Origin of the sequence: Klebsiella sp. KE9456, from assembly GCF_043832615.1 — a bacterium.
In the GTDB taxonomy this organism is placed as follows: Bacteria; Pseudomonadota; Gammaproteobacteria; order Enterobacterales; family Enterobacteriaceae; genus Klebsiella; species Klebsiella indica.
On record NZ_JBDYQK010000007.1, the window covers coordinates 73425 to 96739 of the forward strand.

At 54.3% G+C, this 23315-nt stretch carries 18 protein-coding genes and 2 pseudogenes; 8 read left to right on the forward strand and 12 right to left on the reverse strand.

Annotated elements, in window-relative coordinates; genetic code table 11:
- Positions 1-131: 131 nt before the first annotated feature.
- A complete protein-coding gene (locus tag ABK821_RS08890; RefSeq protein ID WP_343177994.1) occupies positions 132-1487 on the forward strand; it encodes an EAL domain-containing protein in 1356 nt (451 codons plus the stop codon).
- Positions 1488-2167: 680 nt separating this feature from the next.
- Positions 2168-4252, forward strand: a complete 2085-nt coding sequence (locus ABK821_RS08895; protein ID WP_343177993.1) for a TonB-dependent receptor — start codon at positions 2168-2170, stop codon at positions 4250-4252.
- A 120-nt stretch (positions 4253-4372) separates the two neighbouring features.
- Here the strand turns inward: ABK821_RS08895 and ABK821_RS08900 are convergent, their stop codons facing one another.
- The 3 genes and pseudogenes from ABK821_RS08900 to ABK821_RS08910 all read right to left on the reverse strand — a co-directional run bounded on the left by ABK821_RS08900 (position 4373) and on the right by ABK821_RS08910 (position 7749).
- The gene (locus tag ABK821_RS08900) at positions 4373-5554 is read right to left on the reverse strand and encodes a PLP-dependent aminotransferase family protein (RefSeq protein ID WP_138362538.1); all 1182 of its coding nucleotides are present in this window, start codon (positions 5552-5554) and stop codon (positions 4373-4375) included.
- A gap of 110 nt (positions 5555-5664) precedes the next feature.
- The gene (gss, locus tag ABK821_RS08905) at positions 5665-7542 is read right to left on the reverse strand and encodes a bifunctional glutathionylspermidine amidase/synthase (RefSeq protein WP_308560608.1); all 1878 of its coding nucleotides are present in this window, start codon (positions 7540-7542) and stop codon (positions 5665-5667) included.
- 75 nt (positions 7543-7617) lie between these two features.
- Positions 7618-7749, reverse strand: a pseudogene (locus tag ABK821_RS08910) (hypothetical protein).
- On the opposite strand from ABK821_RS08910, the gene ABK821_RS08915 reads away from it, so the two are divergent.
- Both ABK821_RS08915 and yghU read left to right on the forward strand, forming a co-directional pair.
- A complete protein-coding gene (locus ABK821_RS08915; protein ID WP_308560606.1) occupies positions 7749-8309 on the forward strand; it encodes a thioredoxin in 561 nt (186 codons plus the stop codon). The pseudogene ABK821_RS08910 and the gene ABK821_RS08915 sit on opposite strands and share 1 nt — an antisense overlap.
- Positions 8310-8936: 627 nt before the next feature.
- On the forward strand, positions 8937-9803 hold the full coding sequence (gene yghU, locus ABK821_RS08920; RefSeq protein ID WP_142502686.1) for a glutathione-dependent disulfide-bond oxidoreductase: 867 nt from the start codon (positions 8937-8939) through the stop codon (positions 9801-9803).
- Between the two features lie 34 nt (positions 9804-9837).
- On the opposite strand, the gene ABK821_RS08925 is transcribed toward yghU, so the two are convergent.
- The 5 genes from ABK821_RS08925 to exbB form a co-directional block, all read right to left on the reverse strand.
- Entirely contained in the window at positions 9838-10131 is a 294-nt protein-coding gene (locus ABK821_RS08925) for a DUF2623 family protein (protein WP_138362534.1), read from the reverse strand.
- Between the two features lie 77 nt (positions 10132-10208).
- On the reverse strand, positions 10209-11096 hold the full coding sequence (yghX, locus tag ABK821_RS08930; RefSeq protein ID WP_138362533.1) for a YghX family hydrolase: 888 nt from the start codon (positions 11094-11096) through the stop codon (positions 10209-10211).
- A 131-nt stretch (positions 11097-11227) separates the two neighbouring features.
- Positions 11228-11722: a TIGR00645 family protein gene (locus ABK821_RS08935; RefSeq protein WP_138362532.1), complete on the reverse strand. Its 495-nt coding sequence runs from the start codon at positions 11720-11722 to the stop codon at positions 11228-11230.
- Positions 11723-11864: 142 nt separating this feature from the next.
- Complete coding sequence (exbD, locus tag ABK821_RS08940; protein WP_138362531.1) at positions 11865-12290, reverse strand: TonB system transport protein ExbD; 426 nt, start codon at positions 12288-12290, stop codon at positions 11865-11867.
- Between the two features lie 6 nt (positions 12291-12296).
- Positions 12297-13028 (reverse strand): tol-pal system-associated acyl-CoA thioesterase, encoded by a 732-nt coding sequence (exbB, locus tag ABK821_RS08945; RefSeq protein ID WP_395033923.1) that lies wholly within the window; start codon positions 13026-13028, stop codon positions 12297-12299.
- 250 nt (positions 13029-13278) lie between these two features.
- Between exbB and metC the strand changes: the two genes are divergently transcribed.
- On the forward strand, positions 13279-14466 hold the full coding sequence (gene metC / locus ABK821_RS08950; protein WP_138362529.1) for a cystathionine beta-lyase: 1188 nt from the start codon (positions 13279-13281) through the stop codon (positions 14464-14466).
- Positions 14467-14597: 131 nt separating this feature from the next.
- Positions 14598-15257, forward strand: a complete 660-nt coding sequence (gene yghB, locus ABK821_RS08955; protein WP_138362528.1) for a DedA family general envelope maintenance protein YghB — start codon at positions 14598-14600, stop codon at positions 15255-15257.
- Between the two features lie 43 nt (positions 15258-15300).
- Here the strand turns inward: yghB and ABK821_RS08960 are convergent, their stop codons facing one another.
- Positions 15301-16200, reverse strand: a complete 900-nt coding sequence (locus tag ABK821_RS08960; RefSeq protein WP_308560600.1) for an AraC family transcriptional regulator — start codon at positions 16198-16200, stop codon at positions 15301-15303.
- A gap of 197 nt (positions 16201-16397) precedes the next feature.
- On the opposite strand from ABK821_RS08960, the gene yqhD reads away from it, so the two are divergent.
- A complete protein-coding gene (gene yqhD / locus ABK821_RS08965; RefSeq protein ID WP_308560599.1) occupies positions 16398-17561 on the forward strand; it encodes an alcohol dehydrogenase in 1164 nt (387 codons plus the stop codon).
- A 131-nt stretch (positions 17562-17692) separates the two neighbouring features.
- Complete coding sequence (gene dkgA / locus ABK821_RS08970) at positions 17693-18520, forward strand: 2,5-didehydrogluconate reductase DkgA (protein ID WP_138362525.1); 828 nt, start codon at positions 17693-17695, stop codon at positions 18518-18520.
- 128 nt (positions 18521-18648) lie between these two features.
- On the opposite strand, the pseudogene ABK821_RS08975 reads toward dkgA, so the two are convergent.
- From ABK821_RS08975 to plsC, 3 genes and pseudogenes are all read right to left on the reverse strand, one after another.
- A pseudogene (locus ABK821_RS08975) lies at positions 18649-20920 on the reverse strand (YgiQ family radical SAM protein); the annotation flags it as partial.
- 4 nt (positions 20921-20924) lie between these two features.
- On the reverse strand, positions 20925-22337 hold the full coding sequence (gene ftsP / locus ABK821_RS08980) for a cell division protein FtsP (protein WP_138362523.1): 1413 nt from the start codon (positions 22335-22337) through the stop codon (positions 20925-20927).
- 77 nt (positions 22338-22414) lie between these two features.
- Positions 22415-23152 (reverse strand): 1-acylglycerol-3-phosphate O-acyltransferase, encoded by a 738-nt coding sequence (gene plsC / locus ABK821_RS08985; protein ID WP_138362522.1) that lies wholly within the window; start codon positions 23150-23152, stop codon positions 22415-22417.
- Positions 23153-23315: the final 163 nt, after the last annotated feature.

Here is a 23315-nt window from a genome sequence, read left to right on the forward strand (position 1 = left end):
GCAAATCTGCGTAATACGCGCGTTGTGGCGCGTCGGCATACTGAATATCTGCCGATGCAATCCGCGCATACGGAAAATACCGTGCTGTATGCCGGGATACCCTGACGAGAGCCCTTGCACAGGACGCTACCATGATGTTGAACCAAAAAGAACGGCAACCGGCGTATTTCTTTCTGCTGTGCCGGGCGGCATCCCTTGCGGGTACGTTCGTCGGGCTCGGCTGGCTACTGGTCTTTATACTGGTTGGCTACTGGTCTCTGGCATTTGCCCTTCTGGGACTGGGGGTGGCCATCCTGCCCTGCTGGCTGCTGGCCCGTCGGGGAAATTTTTCCGCCGGACTGCTGGCAGCCCAGTTGGTTTGTCTGCTTTTTGTCTGCCTCTTTAGCCTCCTTTTCGATATCCCGAATAAAGAGGTTCTCCGAACGACCCATCTCTATCTCCTGGTCATTGCCCTGGTCGGATATATCAATTACCAGAGAACCCCGTCACGCCAGCAGGCCGGGATGATCATAGCCAGCCTGCTGATGTTCGTGGTGTTCTGCAGCAGCAGGCTGGTCTTTCCGTTTGCCATCCCTATGCCGACAGCGTTCCGGGAGATCAGTTCATGGGTAAATGCCATGATGGTTACCGTCATGCTGGGTGGCGGAATGGCTGCCCTGCAGGCGGATTTTTCCCGTCAGACAGATATCGGAAGACAACTTCGTCGGGCACTGAAACAGAATGAATTTGTCCTCTACTATCAGTTACAGGTCAGCGCCGACGGTGGATTTACCGGCGCTGAAGCCTTACTGCGGTGGCAGCATCCCGAGAAAGGGCTACTCTCTCCCGATTTTTTCCTTCCGGATGCACAGCGAGCCGGTCTGATGCCGCTGATTGGCGAATGGGTGCTCCGGGAAGCCTGTTTCCGGCTTACACAATGGCAAAGCCGGCCGGAAATGGCGCGCCTGACTCTGGCCGTGAATTTTACGGCGGACCATATTCTGGAGACTGATTTTACGGAAAATGTCATCGAGACGGTGCTGTCCGCCGGGATCAATCCATCACAGCTTAAATTCGAACTGACGGAAAGCGTGTTTGCCACCGATATGCCGGTTGTGGTGACCACAATGGAGACTCTGGCTGCTTCAGGTTTCCGTTTTGCACTGGATGACTTTGGCACCGGCTTTTCTTCCCTGAGTTATCTTCGACAGTTGCCGCTGGAACAGATAAAAATTGACCGTAGCTTTGTAAAAGCCGTCCTGGGAGGAGAAAAAGGGAGAGTCATTGCCCGCAATATCATCCGGATGGGGCGAGAACTGCAGTTGCAGGTGCTGGCCGAAGGGATAGAAGAAGAAGCGCAGTGGTTGATCATGAAGACCCTCGGATGTGATGCCTTTCAGGGGTATTATTTCGCGCGGCCCCTAAGTGCGCCCGATTTTGAGAAAATGTTCAGCAGCGGAGAACAGCCTGAACGGTCTGACCTCGCTGACCAGCTTTTGCAGACATAAAAAAGCGCTCCTCCGCCTGATGCCGGTCAGTTAAGGGCCATTCACCGGTATTCATCCCAGACTTACCGCATGGGGATTGGGCGCATCAGGAAACCAGGCGAGAACGCAAACGCCCATCCAGGACGGGCCGCCTGGATGGCGGTCAGCGCTTCCGGGCGGCAAATGCAGCGGAAGACAACATCGATGACTCGCTGAACCGATCGGCATTCGCCTCTCCGCTACTAAAATTACCTGCACAACGTCCAAATACGCCATGCTCTGCGAGCACCATATTGCAAACCGGTTTCCATGCCACGACCATTCCGGCTGCCCGGCGTTCAGTAACGACTATCTGATTCCCTCCAGCCCCTCGCCATTACCGATTGCCCTTAAAAACACTTAGCAATATTTCATTACACCTTTTCATCCACTGATACGGAACGACGGCCCGTCAGTACCGCCTGCGGTCGCCGAAAAATCACAGATTTATGCTGAAAGCAGGCGCAATAGTGGCGCCGGACAAGAGAAATTATCCCGTCATCATTATTGCCGACGCCGCCAGGCGGCGATTTTAGCGGCTTCCCTTTGTTAAGAAATGTAAATGATATTTATTTGTATTTACATCATCAATTAGATCAATTCATAATAATAAATATTTATCAATAGGATATTACTTATAGGGAGTAAAAATGATTAAAAAAATGTTAATACCTCTTTTAGCGACGACAACCGCCCCTTCCGTGCTGGCAGCAGAAACGGACGACGTTATGGTAGTCACCGCCTCCGGGTATGAACAGAAACTGCGTGAAGCCGCTGCCAGTATTACGGTTATCAGTCAGCAGGAACTCAGCCAGCGCAATTACACCGACCTCGCCTCCGCCCTCAGTGACGTGGAAGGGGTAGACATCAACAGCACAACCGGTAAAACCGGGGGGCTTGATATCAGTATTCGCGGCATGTCCGGCAGTTACACGCTGATTCTGGTGGACGGGATACGCCAAAACGGAACCTCGGACGTTACGCCCAATGGTTTTGGCGCAATGAACACCAGCTTTATGCCTCCCATGTCCGCGATCGAACGTATCGAAATCATCCGTGGCCCCATGTCCACACTCTACGGCTCGGATGCGATGGGCGGTGTTGTGAATATCATCACCAAAAAAATCGCCCCGGAATGGTCCGGAACCGCCACTCTCGAACATACCTTCCAGGAAGATACGACCTACGGGGACAATTCAAAATTCTCACTCTATTCCAGCGGCGCGCTAATAGAGGACAAACTGGGGCTGGCCTTGCGCGGCAATATCTTCCGTCGCGAGGCATCGCATGTGGAATCTTCCACAACCGGCAGCGAACTCAGTAACCGTGGCCCGAACCCGGTCAAATCGGAAAACTATACCCTGGGCAGCAAGCTGCTCTGGCAGGTCGACGACAAGAACACACTCTGGCTGGACGGCGAAATTGCTAATCAGACATACGACAACAAGAATAACCAACTGGGTACTATTGGTTCTTCCGGAGGATATGAAGACACTCTGCGTTATCAGCGCCGAAAACTGACCCTTGGCAGCGATAATTACCTGAGTTTCGGTACTCTCAACTCAACGCTCTCCTGGAACAGAACCGAGAATAAAGGACGCCTGATCACGACATCCTCTGTTCCTGCCGCTTCCGGACTGGCCGGTGAAAAACGGGAGCTGAAAAATACCAATATCATTCTGGATTCAAAACTGGTCGCCCCGCTGGGGGACAGCCATCTGCTGACGGTAGGCGGCCAGTACTGGAATGCGCGCATGAAGGACGGCATTGTCCTTGCCAACGGTGGCGACGAATTTAAACAGGATTCATGGTCCTTATTCAGCGAGGACGAATGGCGTTTACTGGAGCCTCTGGCGCTGACCTACGGCGCCCGCTATGAATATCAGGAAACCTTTGGCAGTCATGTCAGCCCGAGGGCTTATCTGGTATGGGATGCCCTTGACGAGATCACCGTGAAAGGCGGCGTGAGTACCGGATATAAGACCCCCTCGCTGGCGCAACAGCACAATGGGATAAGCGGCGTGACCGGCCAGGGCACCATCAACACCATCGGCAATCCAAATCTCAAGCCAGAAGAAAGCGTCAATACCGAATTAGGCGTCTATTACGAAAACCACAGTGGATTCAGCGCCAATGCCACCCTGTTCCACAACCGCTTCAAAAATAAAATCAGCAGTGAAACAATTGACAGCTCGACCAGCACTTATACCAACGTGGGTAAATCAATTACCCAGGGTCTTGAGCTGGGTACCTCGGTCCCGCTGTGGTCTGATGACTGGTCGCTGAATATGAACTACACCTTCACCGACAGCGAGCAGAAAGACGGCAATAACAAAGGTGCGGCATTAACCAACACGCCAAAACATATGGCAAACGCCCGGTTAAACTGGAACGTAAACGAGAAGTTTTCTACGTGGCTGAAAGTGGAATACCGGAGTAAAACCGCACGCTTTACGCAAAACTACGACAACCTGAGCGCAGCCAATAAAGTGGTGTATGACAACCTTGGTGGCTATTTCAAATCCTGGACCGTCTACAACCTGGGCGGCTCTTATAAAGTCTCGAAAGACGTCACCCTGAACGGCGCGGTGAATAACCTGTTCGACAAGGACTTTACCCGGACGCATGTCTTCCCTGTGAACGGCGGCACCACCACGGCGGGCGATTACTTCACCTCATCCCAGAGCACCACGGGCTATGTGGTCCCAGGGCGTAACTACTGGGTTTCGGTTAATGTGAATTTCTGACGGAATCGATCCACGTTTCTCTCGCCCGCCGCCAGTAGCGACGGGCGAGAGATCGGTGATATCGTCGCGATCAATCAAAGACAGGATCTTCGCGCCGCCCGACGGCGCGAAACAGCGTCATTACAGCGACTTCGCCAGGCGCTCCACGGCGGTCATCAGGCCATCCTCTGACACCGTAGAGTAAGACAGACGCAACGTGCGCGTATCCGGGTCATCGTTATAGAAGGCTTCGCCGGGCACGTAGACCACGCCGTTTTCCAGCGTTTTCTTCATCCATTCCATCGTATCAAACGGATAACGGAAGCGAGCCCACAGGAACATGCCGCCTTTCGGGCGACTAAATTCAAGATGCTCTCCAAGGCGCGATTCCAGCGCATCGGCCAGCGCCACGCATTTCTTGCGATAATCTTCGCGGATCAGGGCAATCTGACTTTCCAGACGATTCATGCTCAGGTATTCCGCCGTGATCACCTGCGACAGCATATTGGTATGCAGATCCGCCGCCTGTTTGACGATCACCGTCTGCTGCGCCAGCCAGTCCGGCATCACGATCCAGCCGATACGCATACCCGGCGCGAGGATCTTAGAGAAGGTGGAGGTGTACACCACCTGATCCTCACATCCCAGCTCAACCGCGTAGTGATACAGCGGACGGCGAACTTCATCGGTGAAGCTGATTTCGCCATACGGATCATCTTCGATAATGACAAAATCGTGCTTCTTCGCCAGCTCAACCAGACGACGACGACGCGCTTCGCTGAGGGTTTTACCGCCGGGGTTGCCGAAGGTCGGCACCAGGTAAACGGCTTTCACGCGGGTGGTTTCCAGCAGGTCGGCCAGTTGTTCCACCAGCATGCCGTCATCATCGGTATCGACGCTGAGAATATTGGCCTGCGCCAGCTGGAATACCTGCAGCGCCGCCAGATAGGTCGGACGTTCAACGACGATCGCGTCGCCCGGATCGAGCAGCGTACGGGCGACGATATCCAGCGATTGTTGCGAACCGGAAGTGATATAGACATGACTTGCCGCACAGGCAACGCCGCGCGCCTGACACAGTTCGCTGACGGCCTGACGCAGCGGCGGATAACCTTCGGTCAAACCGTACTGGAACGCATCGTTAAAACGCCCGTTCATCACCTGCTGCACCGCGAGGTTCAGGCCTTCGGTATCAAACAGCTCCGGGGCCGGAATACCGCCGCCCAGAGAGATCACCCCGGGCAACTTGCTGTGCTTAAGGAGTTCGCGGACGGCAGAGGGCTTAAGCTCCCCCGCGCGGGCGGCGAGTCGCCGATCGTGCATACTATTTTCCTTTTCTGTCTTGTTGTTGTGATTTGTTATCTGTTTTTACCGAAACGCCCCGGTCACGCGATGTTCACCGGGAACGTTGCTTTTTGCGCCCGGATCCGGCGTTAGCGTGAATGACTATCGCTGTCTTTTATCACGATTAACGGTTCGATATCGCTCTCTTTTTTGACCACCAGCGAATCATCGCCGCGCAGACAAGTACCGCCATAGCTACCACCGACGGTAAAGGTGCAAACCTGGATATATTTGCCATCCACTTTAGGCAGACACCACAGCTGCTGATAAATATTTTTGCGATCGACAAACCGCCCGCTGGTTTTATCCAGCACTTCCTCCTGCGGACTAATCAGGTCGATATTATCGCCACAACGGCCTGAGATGGGCTTCACCGCATAGCCACTTTCCGCCAGTTTCTCGTTGACCACAAAATCGGTATCCAACAAATAGCGATGATTCGGAAACAGCGACCATAGCACCGGCAGAATCGCCTTGTTACCGGGGATGACCGTCCACAGCGGCTCAAACACTAAGACTTCCGGGCGCAGCAGGACATCAATCAGACGCACCTCATTATTGGGGTTGCCGGTACGGATCGGGACCGCCGCATACTCGTCGGCGCTGACTTCACGCACCTGCTCAATGGCGGTTTCCCACGCCCAGGTTTTCCATACGCAGTTGACCAGCCGACCATCAGCATCAATCAATTGCCCGGCGGCATCCCACCGCAGTTCATCAAGACCGTACACAATTTTGCTCTCAAAACCGGCCTCGGTCAGCGAACGCTGGATAAACATGGCATGATAATTCTCCTCCAGATCCCTGTCCTGCATAATATGCACGAAAGGCCGCGCCTGACTGTGCTTCCAGGCGCCGGTCAGCTCATCCAGCAGATTTTCCGCCGGGTTGTGTCCGCTACCGCAATACCCCTGTTTCAGCCACTGTTCGAGGATCAGGCCGCCCTCAGTATGGCAGGACGCGGAATCCGCATTGTATTCATAAACCTTAAGCCCGCGCGCATCCATACAGAAATCCATCCGACCGGTAATCATATGATGCCGACGGCGCTGCCACGAGAGGCGCAGACGCGGCCAGAGGATTTTCGGAATATCAAACAGCGCCAGCAGACTATCATCCTTCATCACCTTATCGGTGGCGTGCAGATACATCAAATGCAGCTCATTGGTCGCTTTGATAAGTTCCTGCTCTGCGCTTTCAGTCATGGTGAAATACTGATACGGATCTTTATTGATAACGTGGCCATTGGCTGCCACATAGGCTTTTTGCAATAAATCATGCTCATTAAGCCAGTTGCCGCGGAACTGGCCTTTATTCGGCAAACGCGCCCCTTTGATTGTCATCGCGTCACCCGGTACAACCGGCTGTGGGAGGCTATGCTCAGTATCGGCGGTTTGGATCATCCAGCCGAGTATTTCGGTATCGGCAAAGGTGTCTTTAATTGTGTAAATGCCGTTTTTCACCACCAGCGTCAGCTCGCGGGTCCACTGCTGGCCCTGCGGCAACGGCGAGTGAATCACATTCTGTTCAGCAACCCTGACCTTATTCCCCACCAGTTGGGTAATCACCGCCACGTGGCCGGTATGCTTAAATTCGCCCCCTTTCTGCCAAATCAGCAACGAACCGGCAACTGGCGGGCGACGGCAACCGTTGGCAAAAGCCTGTAACGGCAGAATATTGTCATTGACCACTTCGCGCAGAAAACGCAGGGAGAAGATTTCGTAGGCCATGCCGACATCGGTGAAAACAAAACCGTAGGTGAGGAACAAGAAACGGCGCGCAAACTCCACGCACTGCCACTTATGTCCCATATATTCATTACCGATATAGCTACGGAACGTGGCGTCATCCGGATAATCTTGCGGGTTTAAGCTACTGTAATTCGAAGAATAAATCGCTACGCCGCCCGGTGCGTAGCCTAATAGTGTACCAAACGGGGCGTCACTGCTTGTCGAACCTTTGCTCATTTAGCCTGACCTCAATTAATGCAGCCCGGGCAGTTGGCGGAACAAAACTCCCTCTTCTTATCCTGCCGCAGGCACTTACCAGACAGAGGTCGTATGATGATACCACTCATTCGATTCGCTAATCGTGCGCTTAAAGAAAATAAACCTGCACCTTCAGGCAAAAGTGATATCGTTATTTGAGATAAAAAAACCATCAGGAACCGACAATGAGCACACCTTCACATTTGACTGCCCAACCGCTGGTCTGGGGCCATGGCCCACGCACCTTCGAGGTCTTCCTTGAACCCACCTGCCCTTTCTCGGTGCGCGCCTTTAATAAGCTTGATGCACTGCTGGAAGAGGTCGGCGCGGATAACGTGACGGTTAAAATTCGCCTTCAGTCCCAGCCCTGGCACCTGTTTTCCGGTGTCATCGTGCGCTGTATTCTCGCCGCCTCCACGCTGCCCCACGGCCGCGAGCAGGCGCACAAAGTGCTTAAAGCCGTCGCTGACCATCGCGAGGAATTTGAGTTTACCGACCACTGTAGCGGGCCGAACATGGACGTCACGCCGCAGCAAATTATTGAGCGTATCGAACGCTATAGCCACGTTTCTCTGGCGGAGGCGTTTGCCCTTCCGGAACTGCAAAACGCGATCAAATGGCACTGCAAGTACGCCCGCCAGAACGGCATTCATGTGTCGCCGACCTTTATGGTTAACGGTCTGGTGCAGGCAGATCTCGGCAGCGGGGATGATATCAGCGTGTGGGCCGCGCGGATTATGGCGTAAACAGGCCAGCCCCGCGTCTGATGCGGGTGAGTTAAGGTGCCCAGCATTAGGGCTTTTGATAACTCTCAGCTTCCGGGCAGTCGCAGATTGAGCGCGGGCTCACCGCAGGGGGGTTGGGCGCATCAAGGAAACCTGGCGAGAACGCAGGCGCGCATCCAGGACGGCGGCCAGAGGGCGGGTCGAGACAGGGACAAAATTGCCGGGAGCAATTTTGAACAGCGCTTGCGCTGGCCCTGGAAGGGCGAGTCCCACCCGGTCCGTCAGATGAAGCCGGAGTGAAGCGGAGCGCGCAGCGGCAGGTTTCAGCGCCATGCCGGGGGTCCAGGGGGACGAGCGAAACGTCCCCCTGGCCGTTCACACGCAGCGGGTATAACGAACACCCTCAGATTGACAGTGAACGGAACAGGCCACTGACCAACATTCCCCGAAAAAGCATTCACTCTGGCAATGTAACAGTATAAAAACTCGATGATCCGCTTAACTGACTAACATGACTCCCGCCCCGGGAAAACAAAAAATACATATCTGGAACGGGGGAGCATAATGTGAATACGCCTCATACTGTTAACCCCATCTGATAGCACCTGCTACACTCCCTCAATGACTTCACGAAAAAGGCAGGTCAACATGTCAGAGAATAGCTACCAACCTCCTAAAGTATGGCAATGGAAGCAAAACAACGGCGGCACATTCGCCAATATCAACCGTCCCGTCTCCGGCGCCACGCATGACCAGGCGCTCCCCGTGGGCACACATCCTCTTCAGCTTTATTCGCTGGGGACGCCCAACGGCCAGAAAGTCACCATCATGCTGGAAGAGTTGCTGGCGTTAGGCATTAGCGGCGCGGAATATGACGCCTGGCTGATTCGCATCGGCGAAGGCGATCAGTTCTCCAGTGGTTTTGTCGACGTTAACCCTAACTCGAAAATCCCCGCCCTCCGGGACCACTCCACCACCCCGCCAACCCGCGTTTTTGAATCCGGCAACATCCTGCTCTACCTTGCGGAAAAGTTTGGTTTCTTCCTGCCGAAAGATCCGGCAGGCCGCACCGAAACCCTCAACTGGCTGTTCTGGCTGCAGGGCTCCGCCCCGTTCCTTGGCGGCGGATTCGGTCACTTTTTCAACTATGCGCCGGTAAAAATCGAATACGCGATCGATCGCTTTACGATGGAAGCCAAACGTCAACTTGACGTACTGGACAAGCAGCTCGCCCGTGGTCGTTTTGTCGCAGGGGAAGAGTACAGCATTGCCGATATGGCCATCTGGCCATGGTATGGCAACGTGGTGCTGGGGAATGTTTACAACGCCGCAGAATTCCTTGATACCAGCAGCTACAAAAACGTGCTGCGCTGGGCGCAGGATGTTGGCAATCGTCCGGCCGTTCAGCGTGGACGCATCGTTAACCGCACTTCCGGCCCGCTCAATGAGCAGCTCCACGAGCGCCATGCCGCCAGCGATTTCGAGACGCAAACTGAAGATAAGCGCCAGGCGTAGCCCCTTACCAGCCGGAGGCGTTTGCCTCCGGTTCTCAGCGTCCTGGCCGGTACTGGTATCCCGCCATAAAGTAGCGTACCGCGGTACACGAACTTCCCTCTCTAAAGAAGTCCATCACCATATCTTTGTCCAGACCATAACGACGAGTAAGTACCCCCGCTTCCCAGGCGCTAAGCTGACGGTCGCCGGTTTTTTCAAACATACGGTGTGAATAACCCAGAACAAATCCGCGTTTATAGTCAGAGCAAAAATTTTCCGCATATCTGGCGGAATCAGCATGTGACGCCTGCAGCCCTGCCATTAAGCCTTTACCAAAATGGTTTTCCATCGCACTCTCCTATCGATATATAAAAAATTATATAGCGATTTTTTGAGCAAGCGGTAGCGCTATTTCAGCCTCACGCGTTAGCGTAAATACTTCTCAAACCAGCCCAGCGTACGCTGCCAGGCCAGATCGGCGGCGGCCTGGTCATAACGCGGCGTGGAGTCGTTATGAAAACCATGGTTAACGCCCTGATAAATATAAGCCTCATAGACTTTATTATGTTCTTTGAGCGCCTTTTCATAGGCCGGCCATCCTTCATTGATTACACGATCCAGACCGGCATAATGCAGCAACAGCGGCGCGTTGATTTTATCGACTTCATTCAGCGGCGGCTGGCGACCGTAAAACGGTACCGCGCAGGCCAGCTCTGGAATGGCCACCGCAGCCGCATTACAGACGCCGCCACCGTAGCAAAAGCCGGTAATGCCGACTTTTCCCGTCGCCTGCGGATGCTTCGCCATAAATGCCACTGCGGCAAAAAAATCATTCATCAGCTTCACAGGATCGACGTTCTGCTGTAGCGCTCGCCCTTCATCATCATTGCCCGGATAGCCGCCGACGGAGCTCAGTCCATCCGGCGCCAGCGCAATATAGCCCGCTTTCGCGACCCGCCGGGCAACATCTTCAATATAGGGATTGAGGCCGCGGTTCTCATGTACCACCACCACTGCAGGCGCTTTATCGGTTATTTTCGTCGGCGTCACCAGATATGCCCGCACGTCACCGTGACCGTCAGGAGAAGGATAGTGAATATATTCCGGACGGATATCCGGGTCGGTAAACGCCACCTGCTGCGCCAGAGCATAGTTAGGCTTTAGCAGATTAAACAGCGCCAGCGCGGTCATCCCGCCTACCGCGTATTTCCCGGCTAGCTGAATAAACTCGCGTTTGCTGATTTTGCCGTGGGCATAGTAGTCATAATACGCCAGCAACTCTTGCGGAAAATCGTTGGCCGTCAGTCGTGTCATCGCGTTTCCTCCGTCATTAAGCTCCCCTTTAAGCAAAGCAGAAGCCCGGACATGCGCCAGCGTTGCGAAGCAGAAACCAGGGAAAAGGCAGAAGAAAACCCGACGACCGAAAGGCGTCGGGAGAGCAAAGATCAGTATTTCACTTTGCTCAGACGATCGAGATAACCCATCACAAAGGCCGACAGCACAAAGGTCAGGTGAATAATGACGTACCACATCAGTTTATTATCCGGGACATTTTGCGCATTCATAAAGACCCGCAGCAGATGAATGGAGGAGATCGCCACGATTGAAGCGGCAACCTTATTTTTCAGCGAAGTGGCATCCATTTTTCCCAGCCAGCTAAGCTTCTCTTTACCTTCGTTAATATCCAACTGTGAGACAAAATTTTCATAACCGGAAAACATCACCATGACCAGCAAACCGCCCACCAGGGTCATATCGACCAACGATAGCAGGGTCAGAATCATATCCGACTCACTGACGCTAAAAATATGCGGCAGTATGTGGACGATCTCCTGAAAAAATTTGATTGTCAGTGCAATCAACCCAAGCGAAAGGCCAAAATAGACCGGTGCTAACAACCAGCGCGAGGCGTAGATAGCATTTTCCAGAAAGCGTTCCATAAAATCCCGTTAGTGAATGAAAACGGACGGCATTATATCGCAACAGAACAACGGTATAGCAACAGATTCCCCACAGAAGCAGGCCGGGAAAAACGAAAAAGGCTGGCACAAGGCCAGCCTGGGGAGACGTACTGAAGGGGCGCTACTTCGCTTTTACGGTTTCTTCACCCACCAAACCGATCTTCAGATAACCGGCCTGATGCAGGATATCCATGACTTTCATCATCGTTTCGTAGTCCACGGTTTTATCCGCGCGGAAGAACACGGTAGTGTCTTTATCCCCTTCTGTCAGCGCATCCAGAGACGTTACCAGGCTCTCTTCGGTGATCGGATCGTTACCGAGGAACATCGTTTTATCGGCTTTCACCGACAGGTAAATCGGCTTTTCAGGACGCGGTTGCGGCTGACTTGACGAGGCCGGGAGATTAACTTTCACGTCAACGGTGGCCAGCGGCGCCGCCACCATAAAGATGATCAACAGCACCAGCATAACGTCAATAAACGGCGTCACGTTGATGTCATGCATTTCGCCGTTATCATCAAGGTTTTCGTTAAAATGCATCGCCATAAAGCATCAACCTACGCGGAGTTTCTGGGCGGTACGCACCGGTTTGACGCCGCTGGCACTCAGGTCAAGATCGCGGCTTTGCAGCAGCAGCACCTGGGCGGCGACATCGCCAAGAGAGGCTTTATAGCTGGCAATCATACGCGCAAAAACGTTATAGATAACCACCGCCGGAATCGCGGCAAACAGGCCAATCGCCGTTGCCAGCAGCGCTTCCGCAATCCCCGGAGCGACAACCGCCAGGTTGGTGGTCTGGGTCTGCGCGATACCGATAAAGCTGTTCATGATCCCCCAGACGGTACCAAACAGGCCGACAAACGGGGAAATCGAGCCGATAGTCGCCAGATAACCGTTACCACGGCCCATATAACGCCCCACCGCCGCAACGCGGCGTTCCAGCCGGAAGCCGGTACGTTCTTTAATGCCTTCGTTATCTTCAGAACCCGCGGAGAGCTCCAGCTCGTTCTGCGCTTCATTGATCAGCTGCGAAGTCAGGCTTTTGGCCGGGAAAGCGTTAGCGATATCGCTGGCCTGGTCGAGAGAGCGCGCTTCAGCAACCTGTTGCTGTTCACGCTTCAGGCGGCGCTTGCTGGCGAGGATCTCTGCACCTTTGCCGAAAAAGATAGCCCATGTCACTACCGACGCCAGAATCAGGCCGATCATCACTATCTTAACAACAATGTCGGCATGGTGGTACATACCCCAAACGGAGAGATCCGCCTGCATCAAATTATTACCCACACTCTATCTCCAGGACGTAAATCACAAAATCTGAGCACAATAATATCAAAACGACATTGAATTGATAGTGGTTCTCATTAGTATTTACACTGTGCAGCAAATCAGATTTCTTTTCCTTGCGCTGACATAGTAAAACGCTGCTGACCCCGGGATTGGTAAAATTTTTACCTGTATCCTCCATTGCCCGGTACACAATCAGGTATTCATGTTAGTTTAGACGTCCAGATGTATAAAAATAGGTTGTCAGAACATGACTGATAAGCATCTTGATACTACGCTGGTTCACGCCGGACGCAGCAAAAAATATACTCAAGGTTCAGTAAATAGCGTCATCCAGCGGGCGTCATCGCTGGTTTTCGACACCGTCGAAGCGAAAAAGCACGCCACGCGCAATCGGGCCAAAGGCGAACTGTTTTACGGTCGCCGCGGTACCCTGACCCACTTTTCACTGCAGGAAGCCATGTGCGAACTGGAAGGCGGCGCCGGCTGTGCCCTCTTCCCCTGCGGCGCGGCGGCGGTCGCCAATACGATTCTGGCCTTTGTCGAACAGGGCGACCATATATTGATGACCAACACCGCCTACGAGCCCAGCCAGGATTTTTGCACCAAAATTCTCGCCAGGCTTGGCGTAACCACCAGTTGGTTCGACCCGCTGATCGGCGGTGATATCGCCCGTCTGGTGCAGCCCAATACCCGCGTGGTGTTTCTGGAATCTCCCGGCTCGATCACTATGGAAGTGCATGACGTACCGGCGATCGTCGCGGCGGTACGCAGTGTCGCCCCCGAAGCGATTATCATGATCGACAACACCTGGGCGGCGGGGGTGCTGTTTAAAGCGCTGGATTTCGGCGTTGATATCTCTATTCAGGCGGGTACCAAATACCTGATTGGCCATTCGGACGGAATGGTCGGTACCGCGGTTGCCAATGAACGCTGTTGGGATCAGTTGCGGGAAAACGCCTATCTGATGGGGCAAATGCTTGATGCCGATACCGCCTATATGACCAGCCGCGGCCTGCGCACCTTAGCCGTTCGCCTGCGTCAGCACCATGAAAGCAGCCTGTATATTGCCGAATGGCTGGCGCAGCACCCGCAGGTGGCGCGCGTCAATCACCCGGCTCTGCCTGGCAGCAAAGGCCATCAATTCTGGAAGCGTGATTTTACCGGTAGCAGCGGACTGTTCTCTTTCGTGCTCAATAAAAGACTGACTGACGACGAGCTCTCCGCCTATCTGGACCACTTCAGCTTATTCAGCATGGCCTACTCCTGGGGCGGCTTTGAATCGCTGATTTTAGCCAACCAGCCGGAACAAATCGCCGCGATCCGCCCGGATGCTGACGTTGATTTCACTGGTACGCTGATTCGCGTACATATCGGGTTAGAAAATGTTACCGATCTACGGGATGATTTAGCGGCGGGCTTTGCGCGTATCGTGTAAAGTGCATCGGGTGGCAACAATAGCGGACGTTTTTAAAAGAGGCGCCCGCTTTAGTTGCGCCCGGGATCAAGGTGCTCAGGCCTCTTCAGGAGTACACTAAATAAAAAATACGGTACCACTTAGGAAAGTCCATGGTTGTCATTCAAGAAATTGTCGCCGCACTGTGGCAGCATGATTTTGCCGCATTGGCAAATCCCCACGTTGTGGGTGTTGTATATCTGGTCATGTTCGCAACCCTGTTTTTAGAAAACGGCCTGCTACCGGCCTCGTTTCTGCCGGGCGATAGTCTGCTACTGCTGGCCGGCGCACTGATAGCCAAAGGCGTGATGGGCTTTGTACCTACTGTCGCTATTTTAACCGCGGCGGCCAGCCTCGGTTGCTGGCTGAGCTACGCTCAGGGGCGCTGGCTGGGAAATACCGTCACCGTTAAGCGCTGGCTCGGCCATCTGCCGCATAAGTACCATCAGCGGGCAACCTGCATGTTTGACAGGCACGGCCTGCTGGCGCTGCTTGCCGGGCGTTTCCTGGCATTCGTTCGGACGTTGTTGCCGACGATGGCCGGGATTTCTGGGTTACCTAACCGCCGTTTTCAGTTCTTTAACTGGCTGAGCGCACTGCTGTGGGTGTGTGTGGTCACCGGTCTGGGCTATGCGCTCAGCATGATTCCTTTCGTTAAGCGCCATGAAGATCAGGTCATGACCTGCCTGATGATTCTGCCCATTGCGCTGCTGATTGCCGGGCTGCTCGGCACGGTTATCGTGGTGCTCAAAAAGAAATACTGCAACGCCTGAAACGTGACCGGGACGGCATCACTTCGCCGCCCGGCGTGGCTCATCACATTCCCTGAATCGTCCTGATCCGCGCCGCGTCTTCTCCCGGCGTCATGCCGAAGTAACGCTTAAACTCGCGGCTAAACTGCGACGCGCTTTCATAACCGACCTGCATCGCCGCGGCGCTGGCCTTCATGCCATCGTGGATCATCAGCATGCGCGCTTTATGCAAACGGTAGGTTTTCAGATATTGCAGCGGAGAGGTGCTGGTGACCGACTTAAAGTTATGATGGAACGCCGAGACGCTCATATTGGCTTCCGCCGCCAGTTGGTCGACGCTCAGGTTTTCAGTGTACTGACTTTCGATTCGCTTGAGCACCCGGCTAATCAGGCTGAAGTGAGTCTGCCGGCTGACCAGCGCCAGCAGCGCACCGCCGCAGGGGCCGGTCAGCACGTGATAAAGGATTTCACGCACAATCTGTTTGCCAAGAATACGCGCGTCCAGCGGGCGTTCCATGACATCCAGCAGGCGCTCCGCCGCACACAAAATCTCTTCGGAGAGAACCGCCGAGTTGATCCCGCTCGACGCGATCGGTGGCTGAAACTGCTCATCTTCCCCAATATCCATCAGCAACTCCTGGAGTTGCAGAATATCGACATTGAGCCGAATCCCTGCCAACGGGACTTCCGGCGTAGCAAAGGTTTCGCACTCGAACGGTAGCGGCACCGTGAGCAACAGATATTCATTAGCGTCATACCGGAATGTCCGTTCGTTAATATAACCAATTTTATGCCCGGAAAAGAGAAAAACGATCCCCGGCTGGTACATTACCGGCGTACGCGTTCCCGGCTGCGTACCGTACAACAGGCGAATATCCGGTAGCACACCACTGTGTATTTCTTCTTTATCTTTCAGATTATTAACTTTTTCTGTTAATAGTTGACATATCTCGGCGCGATTCATTTTTCATGCTTCTCCGAACGTTTTTCGACCTCCGCATTGTGCGCATTTCCGCGGTATTTCTCCAGCCTGAAGGAGAAATGGGCAAGACAACGGCAGGAATGTGCATTGAGACGAATGCCCCTGGGGACCACAATGTCCGTCATCTGGCAGAGATATCGTCTCTGCTGGCAGTTCCATTCTATTTGAGGGCACCAGCCATGAATAATTTCGACCTACATACCCCAACCCGCATTTTGTTCGGTAAGGGCGCGATTGACAATCTGCGCGCTCAAATCCCGGCGGATGCGCGCGTGCTTGTCACCTATGGCGGCGGTAGCGTGAAAAAAACCGGCGTGCTTGATCAAGTACTGAGCGCACTGAGTGATATGGACGTCCTGGAATTTGGCGGTATCGAGCCGAATCCATCCTACGAAACGCTGATGAACGCAGTAAAAATAGCGCGCGAGGAAAAGATCACGTTTTTACTGGCGGTCGGCGGCGGTTCCGTTCTCGACGGGACTAAATTCATTGCCGCCGCGGCGCACTATGACCCCAGCATCGATCCATGGGAAATCCTCGAAACCTACGGTGGAAAAATTACCCGCGCCATTCCCATGGGATCGGTACTGACGCTCCCGGCGACCGGTTCCGAATCCAATAAAGGCGCGGTAATCTCACGCAAAACCACCGGTGACAAACGCGCGTTTATGTCCCCCTTTGTACAACCGCTCTTCGCTATTCTGGATCCGGTATACACCTATACCCTGCCGCCGCGCCAGGTCGCCAACGGCGTGGTTGACGCCTTTGTCCATACCGTTGAGCAGTACGTCACGTATCCGGTTGACGGCAAAATCCAGGACCGCTTCGCCGAAGGCATTCTGCTGACGCTGATTGAAGAGGGTCCGAAGGCGCTGAAAGAGCCGGAAAACTACAACGTGCGCGCCAACATTATGTGGGCCGCGACCCAGGCGCTGAACGGCCTGATCGGCGCCGGTGTGCCGCAGGACTGGGCAACGCATATGCTGGGACATGAACTGACCGCAATGCACGGGCTCGATCACGGCCAGACGCTGGCTATCGTCCTGCCCGCCCTGTGGCATGAAAAACGCGACGCGAAGCGTGCCAAACTGCTGCAATACGCTGCCCGCGTCTGGAACATTACCGAAGGTTCTGACGCGCAACGGATCGACGCGGCTATCGCGGCGACGCGCAACTTCTTCGAGCAAATGGGCGTCCCGACTCGCCTTTCCGCCTACGGTCTGGATGGTAGCACTATCCCGGCGCTACTGGCTAAACTGGAAGAGCACGGCATGACCCACCTGGGTGAAAACCAGGATATTACGCTGGACGTCAGCCGCCGGATTTACGAAGCGGCCCGCTAAAATCGCCCCCTCTTTGCCTGAATGCACGGAAAGAGGAGATGTTTAGCTACCGTTTTTAGCTATTTCGTCCAGACTTAATGCTACGCCTCAGCGGAATTTATTCCGCTGAGTTTCATTAACAGGAGGAAGGCATGACACATCCAACCGTTATAAAACTACACGACGGCAACCTGATGCCGCAGTTAGGGCTCGGCGTGTGGAAAGCAGACAACGAGGAAGTCGTCTCCGCCATTCATAAGGCGCTGGAAGTCGGTTATCGCTTATTTGACACCGCCGCCGTATACCAAAACGAAACTGGCGTCGGCAATGCGCTAAGCAACGCTGGCGTCGCCCGCGATGAACTGTTCGTTACCACCAAATTGTGGAATGACGATCAAAAGCATCCTCATGAAGCGCTACAGGAAAGTCTGAAAAAACTCAAACTCGACTACGTCGATTTATATTTAATTCACTGGCCGGTTCCGGCGACTAACCATTACGTTGATGCCTGGAAAAGTTTAATTGCCCTCCAGCAGCAGGGGCTGGCAAAAAGCATCGGCGTCTGTAATTTCCAGGTTCATCATTTGCAAAAGCTGATTGATGAAACCGGCGTCACTCCGGTGGTGAATCAGATTGAGCTTCATCCTCTGTTGCAACAGCGTCAGCTTCACGCCTGGAACGCGATGCATAAAATCCAGACCGAGTCCTGGAGCCCGCTGGCCCAGGGGGGCGAAGGGGTATTTGATCAGAAAATCATCCACCAACTGGCGGATAAATACGGCAAAACGCCGGCGCAAATCGTCATTCGCTGGCATCTCGACAACGGCCTGGTGGTGATCCCCAAATCCGTGACGCCATCGCGTATCGCTGAGAACTTTAATGTCTGGGACTTCCGTCTCGACAAAGATGAGCTGAGTGAAATCGCGAAACTGGATCAGAACAAGCGCCTGGGGCCGGACCCGGATCAGTTCGGCGGTTAGACCGTAAAAAAGCCGAATGGCGCGTCGTTTATCCGGCCGATGGCCGACGATTTTGTCAGCCAGGTAAACGACGCCCCGCCGGTAATGCCGCAGGGTTAACGACTGGCGGCCTTACCGCGTTTTATGGGCTTCGTCGCCATCGCCCCGCCGTTCGATCGCGGGTGTCCTGCCGACGTATGCTTCGTCAGCGCCGGGCGGGTATTGCGGTTCTGGCGCCGCGCTTCACGCATCTCATCCAGCGTCGGAGACGGCACCAGACAGTCGCGACGCGAACCAATCAGATGCTTCTTGCCCATGCTTTCCAGCGCCTGGCGGATCAGCGGCCAGTTGGCCGGATCGTGATAGCGCAGCAGCGCTTTGTGCAAACGGCGCTGCTTGTCACCCTTCGGCACCACCACGTCCTCACTCTTATAGCCAATTTTACCCAGCGGGTTCTTACCGGTGTAATACATGGTGGTCGAGTTCGCCAACGGCGACGGATAGAAGTTCTGCACCTGATCCAGACGGAAACGATGACGCTTCAGCCACAGCGCCAGATTCACCATATCTTCGTCACGTGTACCGGGGTGGGCGGAGATAAAATAGGGGATCAGATACTGCTCCTTCCCGGCCTGTTTAGAGTAAAGATCAAACAGCTCTTTAAAGCGGTCATAGCTGCCCATTCCCGGCTTCATCATCTTCGACAGCGGTCCCGCTTCGGTATGTTCAGGGGCAATCTTCAGATAACCGCCCACATGATGGGTCGCCAGCTCTTTAATATAGCGCGGATCTTCAACGGCGATGTCGTAACGCACCCCGGAGGCTATCAGGATCTTTTTGATGCCTTTCAGATCGCGTGCCCGGCGATAGAGATTAATCGTCGGCTCATGGTTGGTATCCATATGCGGGCAGATATCGGGATAAACGCATGACAGACGGCGGCAGGTTTGCTCGGCGCGCGGCGACTTGCAGCGCAACATATACATGTTGGCCGTCGGCCCGCCGAGATCGGAAATCACGCCGGTAAAACCGGGAACTGTGTCGCGAATGGCTTCGATTTCATTAATAATCGAATCTTCGGAACGGCTCTGAATAATACGTCCCTCATGCTCGGTAATCGAGCAGAAGGAACACCCGCCAAAGCAGCCGCGCATGATATTAATGGAGAAACGAATCATCTCATAAGCCGGAATCCGCGCATCACCGTATGCTGGATGCGGAACGCGCTGATACGGCAGCGCAAAGACGCTATCCATCTCTTCGGTAGAGAGCGGAATGGCAGGCGGATTAATCCAGATATAGCGTTCACCGTGTTTCTGCATCAGCGCGCGGGCGCAGCCGGGGTTCGTTTCATGGTGCAAAATACGCGATGCATGAGCATAGAGCACCTTGTCGCCTTTGACCTTCTCAAAGGATGGCAGCAGGACGTAGGTTTTCTCCCACGGTTTCGGCCGCGGCGGCTGCACGGTGACGCGCTTCGCTTCCTGTTTTGGCGGCGCAACGGTTTTGTTATCAGAACAAGGTAAATCTTCGCCGTAAGGATGCGGAATCGGGTCAATTTTCCCCGGCGTATCCAGACGCGTGGAATCCACCCCGCTCCAGCCCGGCAGCGCATCTTTGACCATAATGGCGGTGTTGCGCACATCGCGGATATGCCCGATAGGCTCGCCAGCAGCCAGGCGGTGCGCCACTTCCACCAGCGGGCGTTCGCCGTTGCCGAACATCAGCATGTCCGCTTTCGAATCCACCAGCACCGAACGTCGTACAGTATCAGACCAGTAGTCATAATGCGCGGTACGGCGCAGGCTGGCTTCGATACCGCCGAGGATCACCGGCACATCCTTCCACGCCTCTTTACAGCGCTGGGTATATACCAGCGTCGCGCGATCCGGACGTTTTCCGGCAACGTTGCCCGCCGTATAGGCGTCGTCATGACGGAGCTTACGGTCGGCGGTGTAGCGGTTGATCATCGAATCCATGTTGCCAGCGGTTACGCCAAAAAACAGATTCGGTTTCCCCAGACGCATAAAATCGTTTTTAGTATTCCAGTCCGGCTGGGAAATAATCCCCACGCGAAAACCCTGAGATTCCAGCATACGCCCGCAAATCGCCATGCCGAAACTGGGATGATCGACGTAGGCATCGCCGGTCACCAGGATAATGTCGCAGCTATCCCAGCCAAGTTGATCCATCTCTTCTCGCGACATTGGCAAAAACGGCGCAGGGCCGAAGCAGGCAGCCCAGTACTGCGGCCAGGAAAAAAGGTCACGATCCGGTTGGATCAGGGATGTTGCGCTCATATGGCTTCCGGGAAAAATGATAAAAAAATAATCAAAAAGGGCGGCGATTATAAGCCGGAACGAGGAGAGAATGAAGGAGGTTTTTGCGCGCCCGGCCGGATGCGGCCGGGGCGAAATACATTACATTACGCTGCCGGGTTTACCAGAAGCTGGCCAATTGAGCCACGGTCAGCAAGCTCCAGCGTCTGACTTAAGTACTGGAACGGGAAGTGCGGCCATGAAGGCTGGGCATAGTACACTAAGAGTTCAACCTGCCCATCGATCCAGACGGTATCCTTCCAGCCGCGATCCTCCGGGAATGGCGCAGCGCCGTTGACGTTACGCACCTGGAACATCACGCCTTCAATATGGAACGACTGAGGCAGGTCGGCACGCACCGTCCAGCGCTCCCAGGTCCCCTGCTGCGCGGTAATATCAATCCGCCGCGGATCCCATAACTGCCCATTAATCCCCGGATCATCACCCAGGGTGATATCGCGGCTACGAATCGGTACGCCGGTCAAAATTTCCGTTGGCAGCAGACGCACCGGCAGACTATCCGTCACCAGCGGCAACAGCCCCGTCGGCCGCAAGGTCAGAATAAGCGTTGAAATCAGGATGCTCGATGGTTCGAAGAAGCCGCGAATACGATCGACAATACTGGCCGCTTCCCCACAGGTAATCGACACTTCCTCGCCGTCGGTCATATCGACGAGAATTTCCCGTCGCTCGCCGGGCGCCAGCGACAGCTGCTTCAGTGAGACAGGCGCCGGAAGCAACCCCTGATCGCCAGAGATCACGTGCAGCAGTCGACCATCGCTCATCTGTAGCTGGTAGCGACGAGAGTTGGAGGCATTCAATAAACGCAGACGCACCCAGCCGCGCGACACCTCAACGAACGGCCCCTGGACACCGTTCACCAGCAACGTATCGCCGACGAAGCCGCCGCTGCCGGGCTCGCTATATTCAGGCGTGCCGAAGTTATCCAGCCGCTTGTCCTGAATAATCACCGGGAAATCATCAACGCCGTAGTGGTTAGGGATCGGCAGGTTCTTACTCACTTCATCTTCCACCAGCCACATCCCGGCGAGGCCGTTATAGACCTGTCTGGCCATATGATTTGGCGTATTGGCCTGATACCACAGCGTCGCCGCGCTTTGCCGAATCGGCAGTACCGGGGCCCAGTCAGCATTCGGCGACATCATGCGCGCCGGGCCGCCGATCAACGGCCCAGGAACCTGCAAACCACGGACCGTCATCGCGACATTTTCAGTCAGACGGTTGCTGTATATCAGCTTCACATCGTCGCCATTCCAGACGCGAATGGTTGGCCCCATATAGCGGCCGTTGATGCCCCATACCGACGCGCGAGTGCCGGGAGTAAACGACCAGTGCGCGCGCTGCAGCGTCAAAAACAGCGGCTGACCACGACGGGATTCCAGCAGAGGAGGAATCGGTAGCGCAGGCTGCTGATCCGCAGCCTGTGCCTTCAGCGGCGCGGCGCCTGCGCACAGCGCTACGCCTGAAGCCTTAATAAACTGACGCCGACTGAGTGACATATTAACTCCATGAGATACTGACTAATTAACAAGGGAATTCGTTTCCCGCCAGCAATACGCGCGCGGCGTTTGCCGTGTTATATCTTTCCAGCTGCTTCACGCTCGGCAACTTCTTTGTCCAGATCAGCAATTTTGGCGGACATCAGTTCGCGACAGTGAGTCGCCAGCGCACGAACCCCCTCTTTCCCGTACTGGCTGGTATCCACCGGCGGCAGCATTTCCACAATAACCAGACCGTTATTCAGGCGATTGAGATTAATTTTATTCGATGTATTCGATACGCACACCGGAATAATCGGCACACCGGCCGCGATAGCCGCATGAAAAGCGCCGGTTTTAAAAGGCAGCAGGCCGCGACCACGGCTGCGGGTCCCTTCCGGAAACATCCAAAAAGAAATGTTGCGCTTTTTAAACGCGTTCACCACTTCCGCAATGGTGCCATGCGCTTTCGCCCGATTATTACGGTCAATTAACAGGTTCCCCGTCAACCAGTATAACTGACCGAAAAAAGGGATCCACGCCAGGCTCTTTTTCCCCACCGTCACGGTCGGCGGCTGCACAATATTCGATGCCGTCACCATATCATAGTTATTCTGGTGGTTAGCGATATAGATGGCGTTGCCGTAGCTTTCCGCATCGGCTGGCTTGCGCAGTTCTACCTTCAGGCCGAAAACCGGTGATAATTTACCAAACAGACGACCAAAGGTGGCAACATGTTTAGGATTACGCGGACTGAACAAACAATAAATACAACCGAAGATACACACCAAAATACAATAGATAACAACGATTATTAGTCGAAAAATAAATAGCATAGCTACCTCTGAAGCCCAAACCGCTTAGAATTATACTCGCTGCCTGGCAAATTATTGACGCCATAGCTTAATTCAGGCCAGCACCGGTTCCCCGGAGGGACATTGTTAATCGCAATGCCTGAATAAACAACGATTTTGCGGTAAATATTCGCCTCCCCGGCCT

Coding starts and splice junctions, on each gene's coding strand:
- ABK821_RS08890 (WP_343177994.1), top strand. CDS start 132: ATGATGTTGAACCAAAAAGAACGGCAACCGGCGTATTTCTTTCTGCTG.
- ABK821_RS08895 (WP_343177993.1), top strand. CDS start 2,168: ATGTTAATACCTCTTTTAGCGACGACAACCGCCCCTTCCGTGCTGGCA.
- ABK821_RS08900 (WP_138362538.1), bottom strand. CDS start 5,554: ATGCACGATCGGCGACTCGCCGCCCGCGCGGGGGAGCTTAAGCCCTCT.
- gss (WP_308560608.1), bottom strand. CDS start 7,542: ATGAGCAAAGGTTCGACAAGCAGTGACGCCCCGTTTGGTACACTATTA.
- ABK821_RS08915 (WP_308560606.1), top strand. CDS start 7,749: ATGAGCACACCTTCACATTTGACTGCCCAACCGCTGGTCTGGGGCCAT.
- yghU (WP_142502686.1), top strand. CDS start 8,937: ATGTCAGAGAATAGCTACCAACCTCCTAAAGTATGGCAATGGAAGCAA.
- ABK821_RS08925 (WP_138362534.1), bottom strand. CDS start 10,131: ATGGAAAACCATTTTGGTAAAGGCTTAATGGCAGGGCTGCAGGCGTCA.
- yghX (WP_138362533.1), bottom strand. CDS start 11,096: ATGACACGACTGACGGCCAACGATTTTCCGCAAGAGTTGCTGGCGTAT.
- ABK821_RS08935 (WP_138362532.1), bottom strand. CDS start 11,722: ATGGAACGCTTTCTGGAAAATGCTATCTACGCCTCGCGCTGGTTGTTA.
- exbD (WP_138362531.1), bottom strand. CDS start 12,290: ATGGCGATGCATTTTAACGAAAACCTTGATGATAACGGCGAAATGCAT.
- metC (WP_138362529.1), top strand. CDS start 13,279: ATGACTGATAAGCATCTTGATACTACGCTGGTTCACGCCGGACGCAGC.
- yghB (WP_138362528.1), top strand. CDS start 14,598: ATGGTTGTCATTCAAGAAATTGTCGCCGCACTGTGGCAGCATGATTTT.
- ABK821_RS08960 (WP_308560600.1), bottom strand. CDS start 16,200: ATGAATCGCGCCGAGATATGTCAACTATTAACAGAAAAAGTTAATAAT.
- yqhD (WP_308560599.1), top strand. CDS start 16,398: ATGAATAATTTCGACCTACATACCCCAACCCGCATTTTGTTCGGTAAG.
- dkgA (WP_138362525.1), top strand. CDS start 17,693: ATGACACATCCAACCGTTATAAAACTACACGACGGCAACCTGATGCCG.
- ftsP (WP_138362523.1), bottom strand. CDS start 22,337: ATGTCACTCAGTCGGCGTCAGTTTATTAAGGCTTCAGGCGTAGCGCTG.
- plsC (WP_138362522.1), bottom strand. CDS start 23,152: ATGCTATTTATTTTTCGACTAATAATCGTTGTTATCTATTGTATTTTG.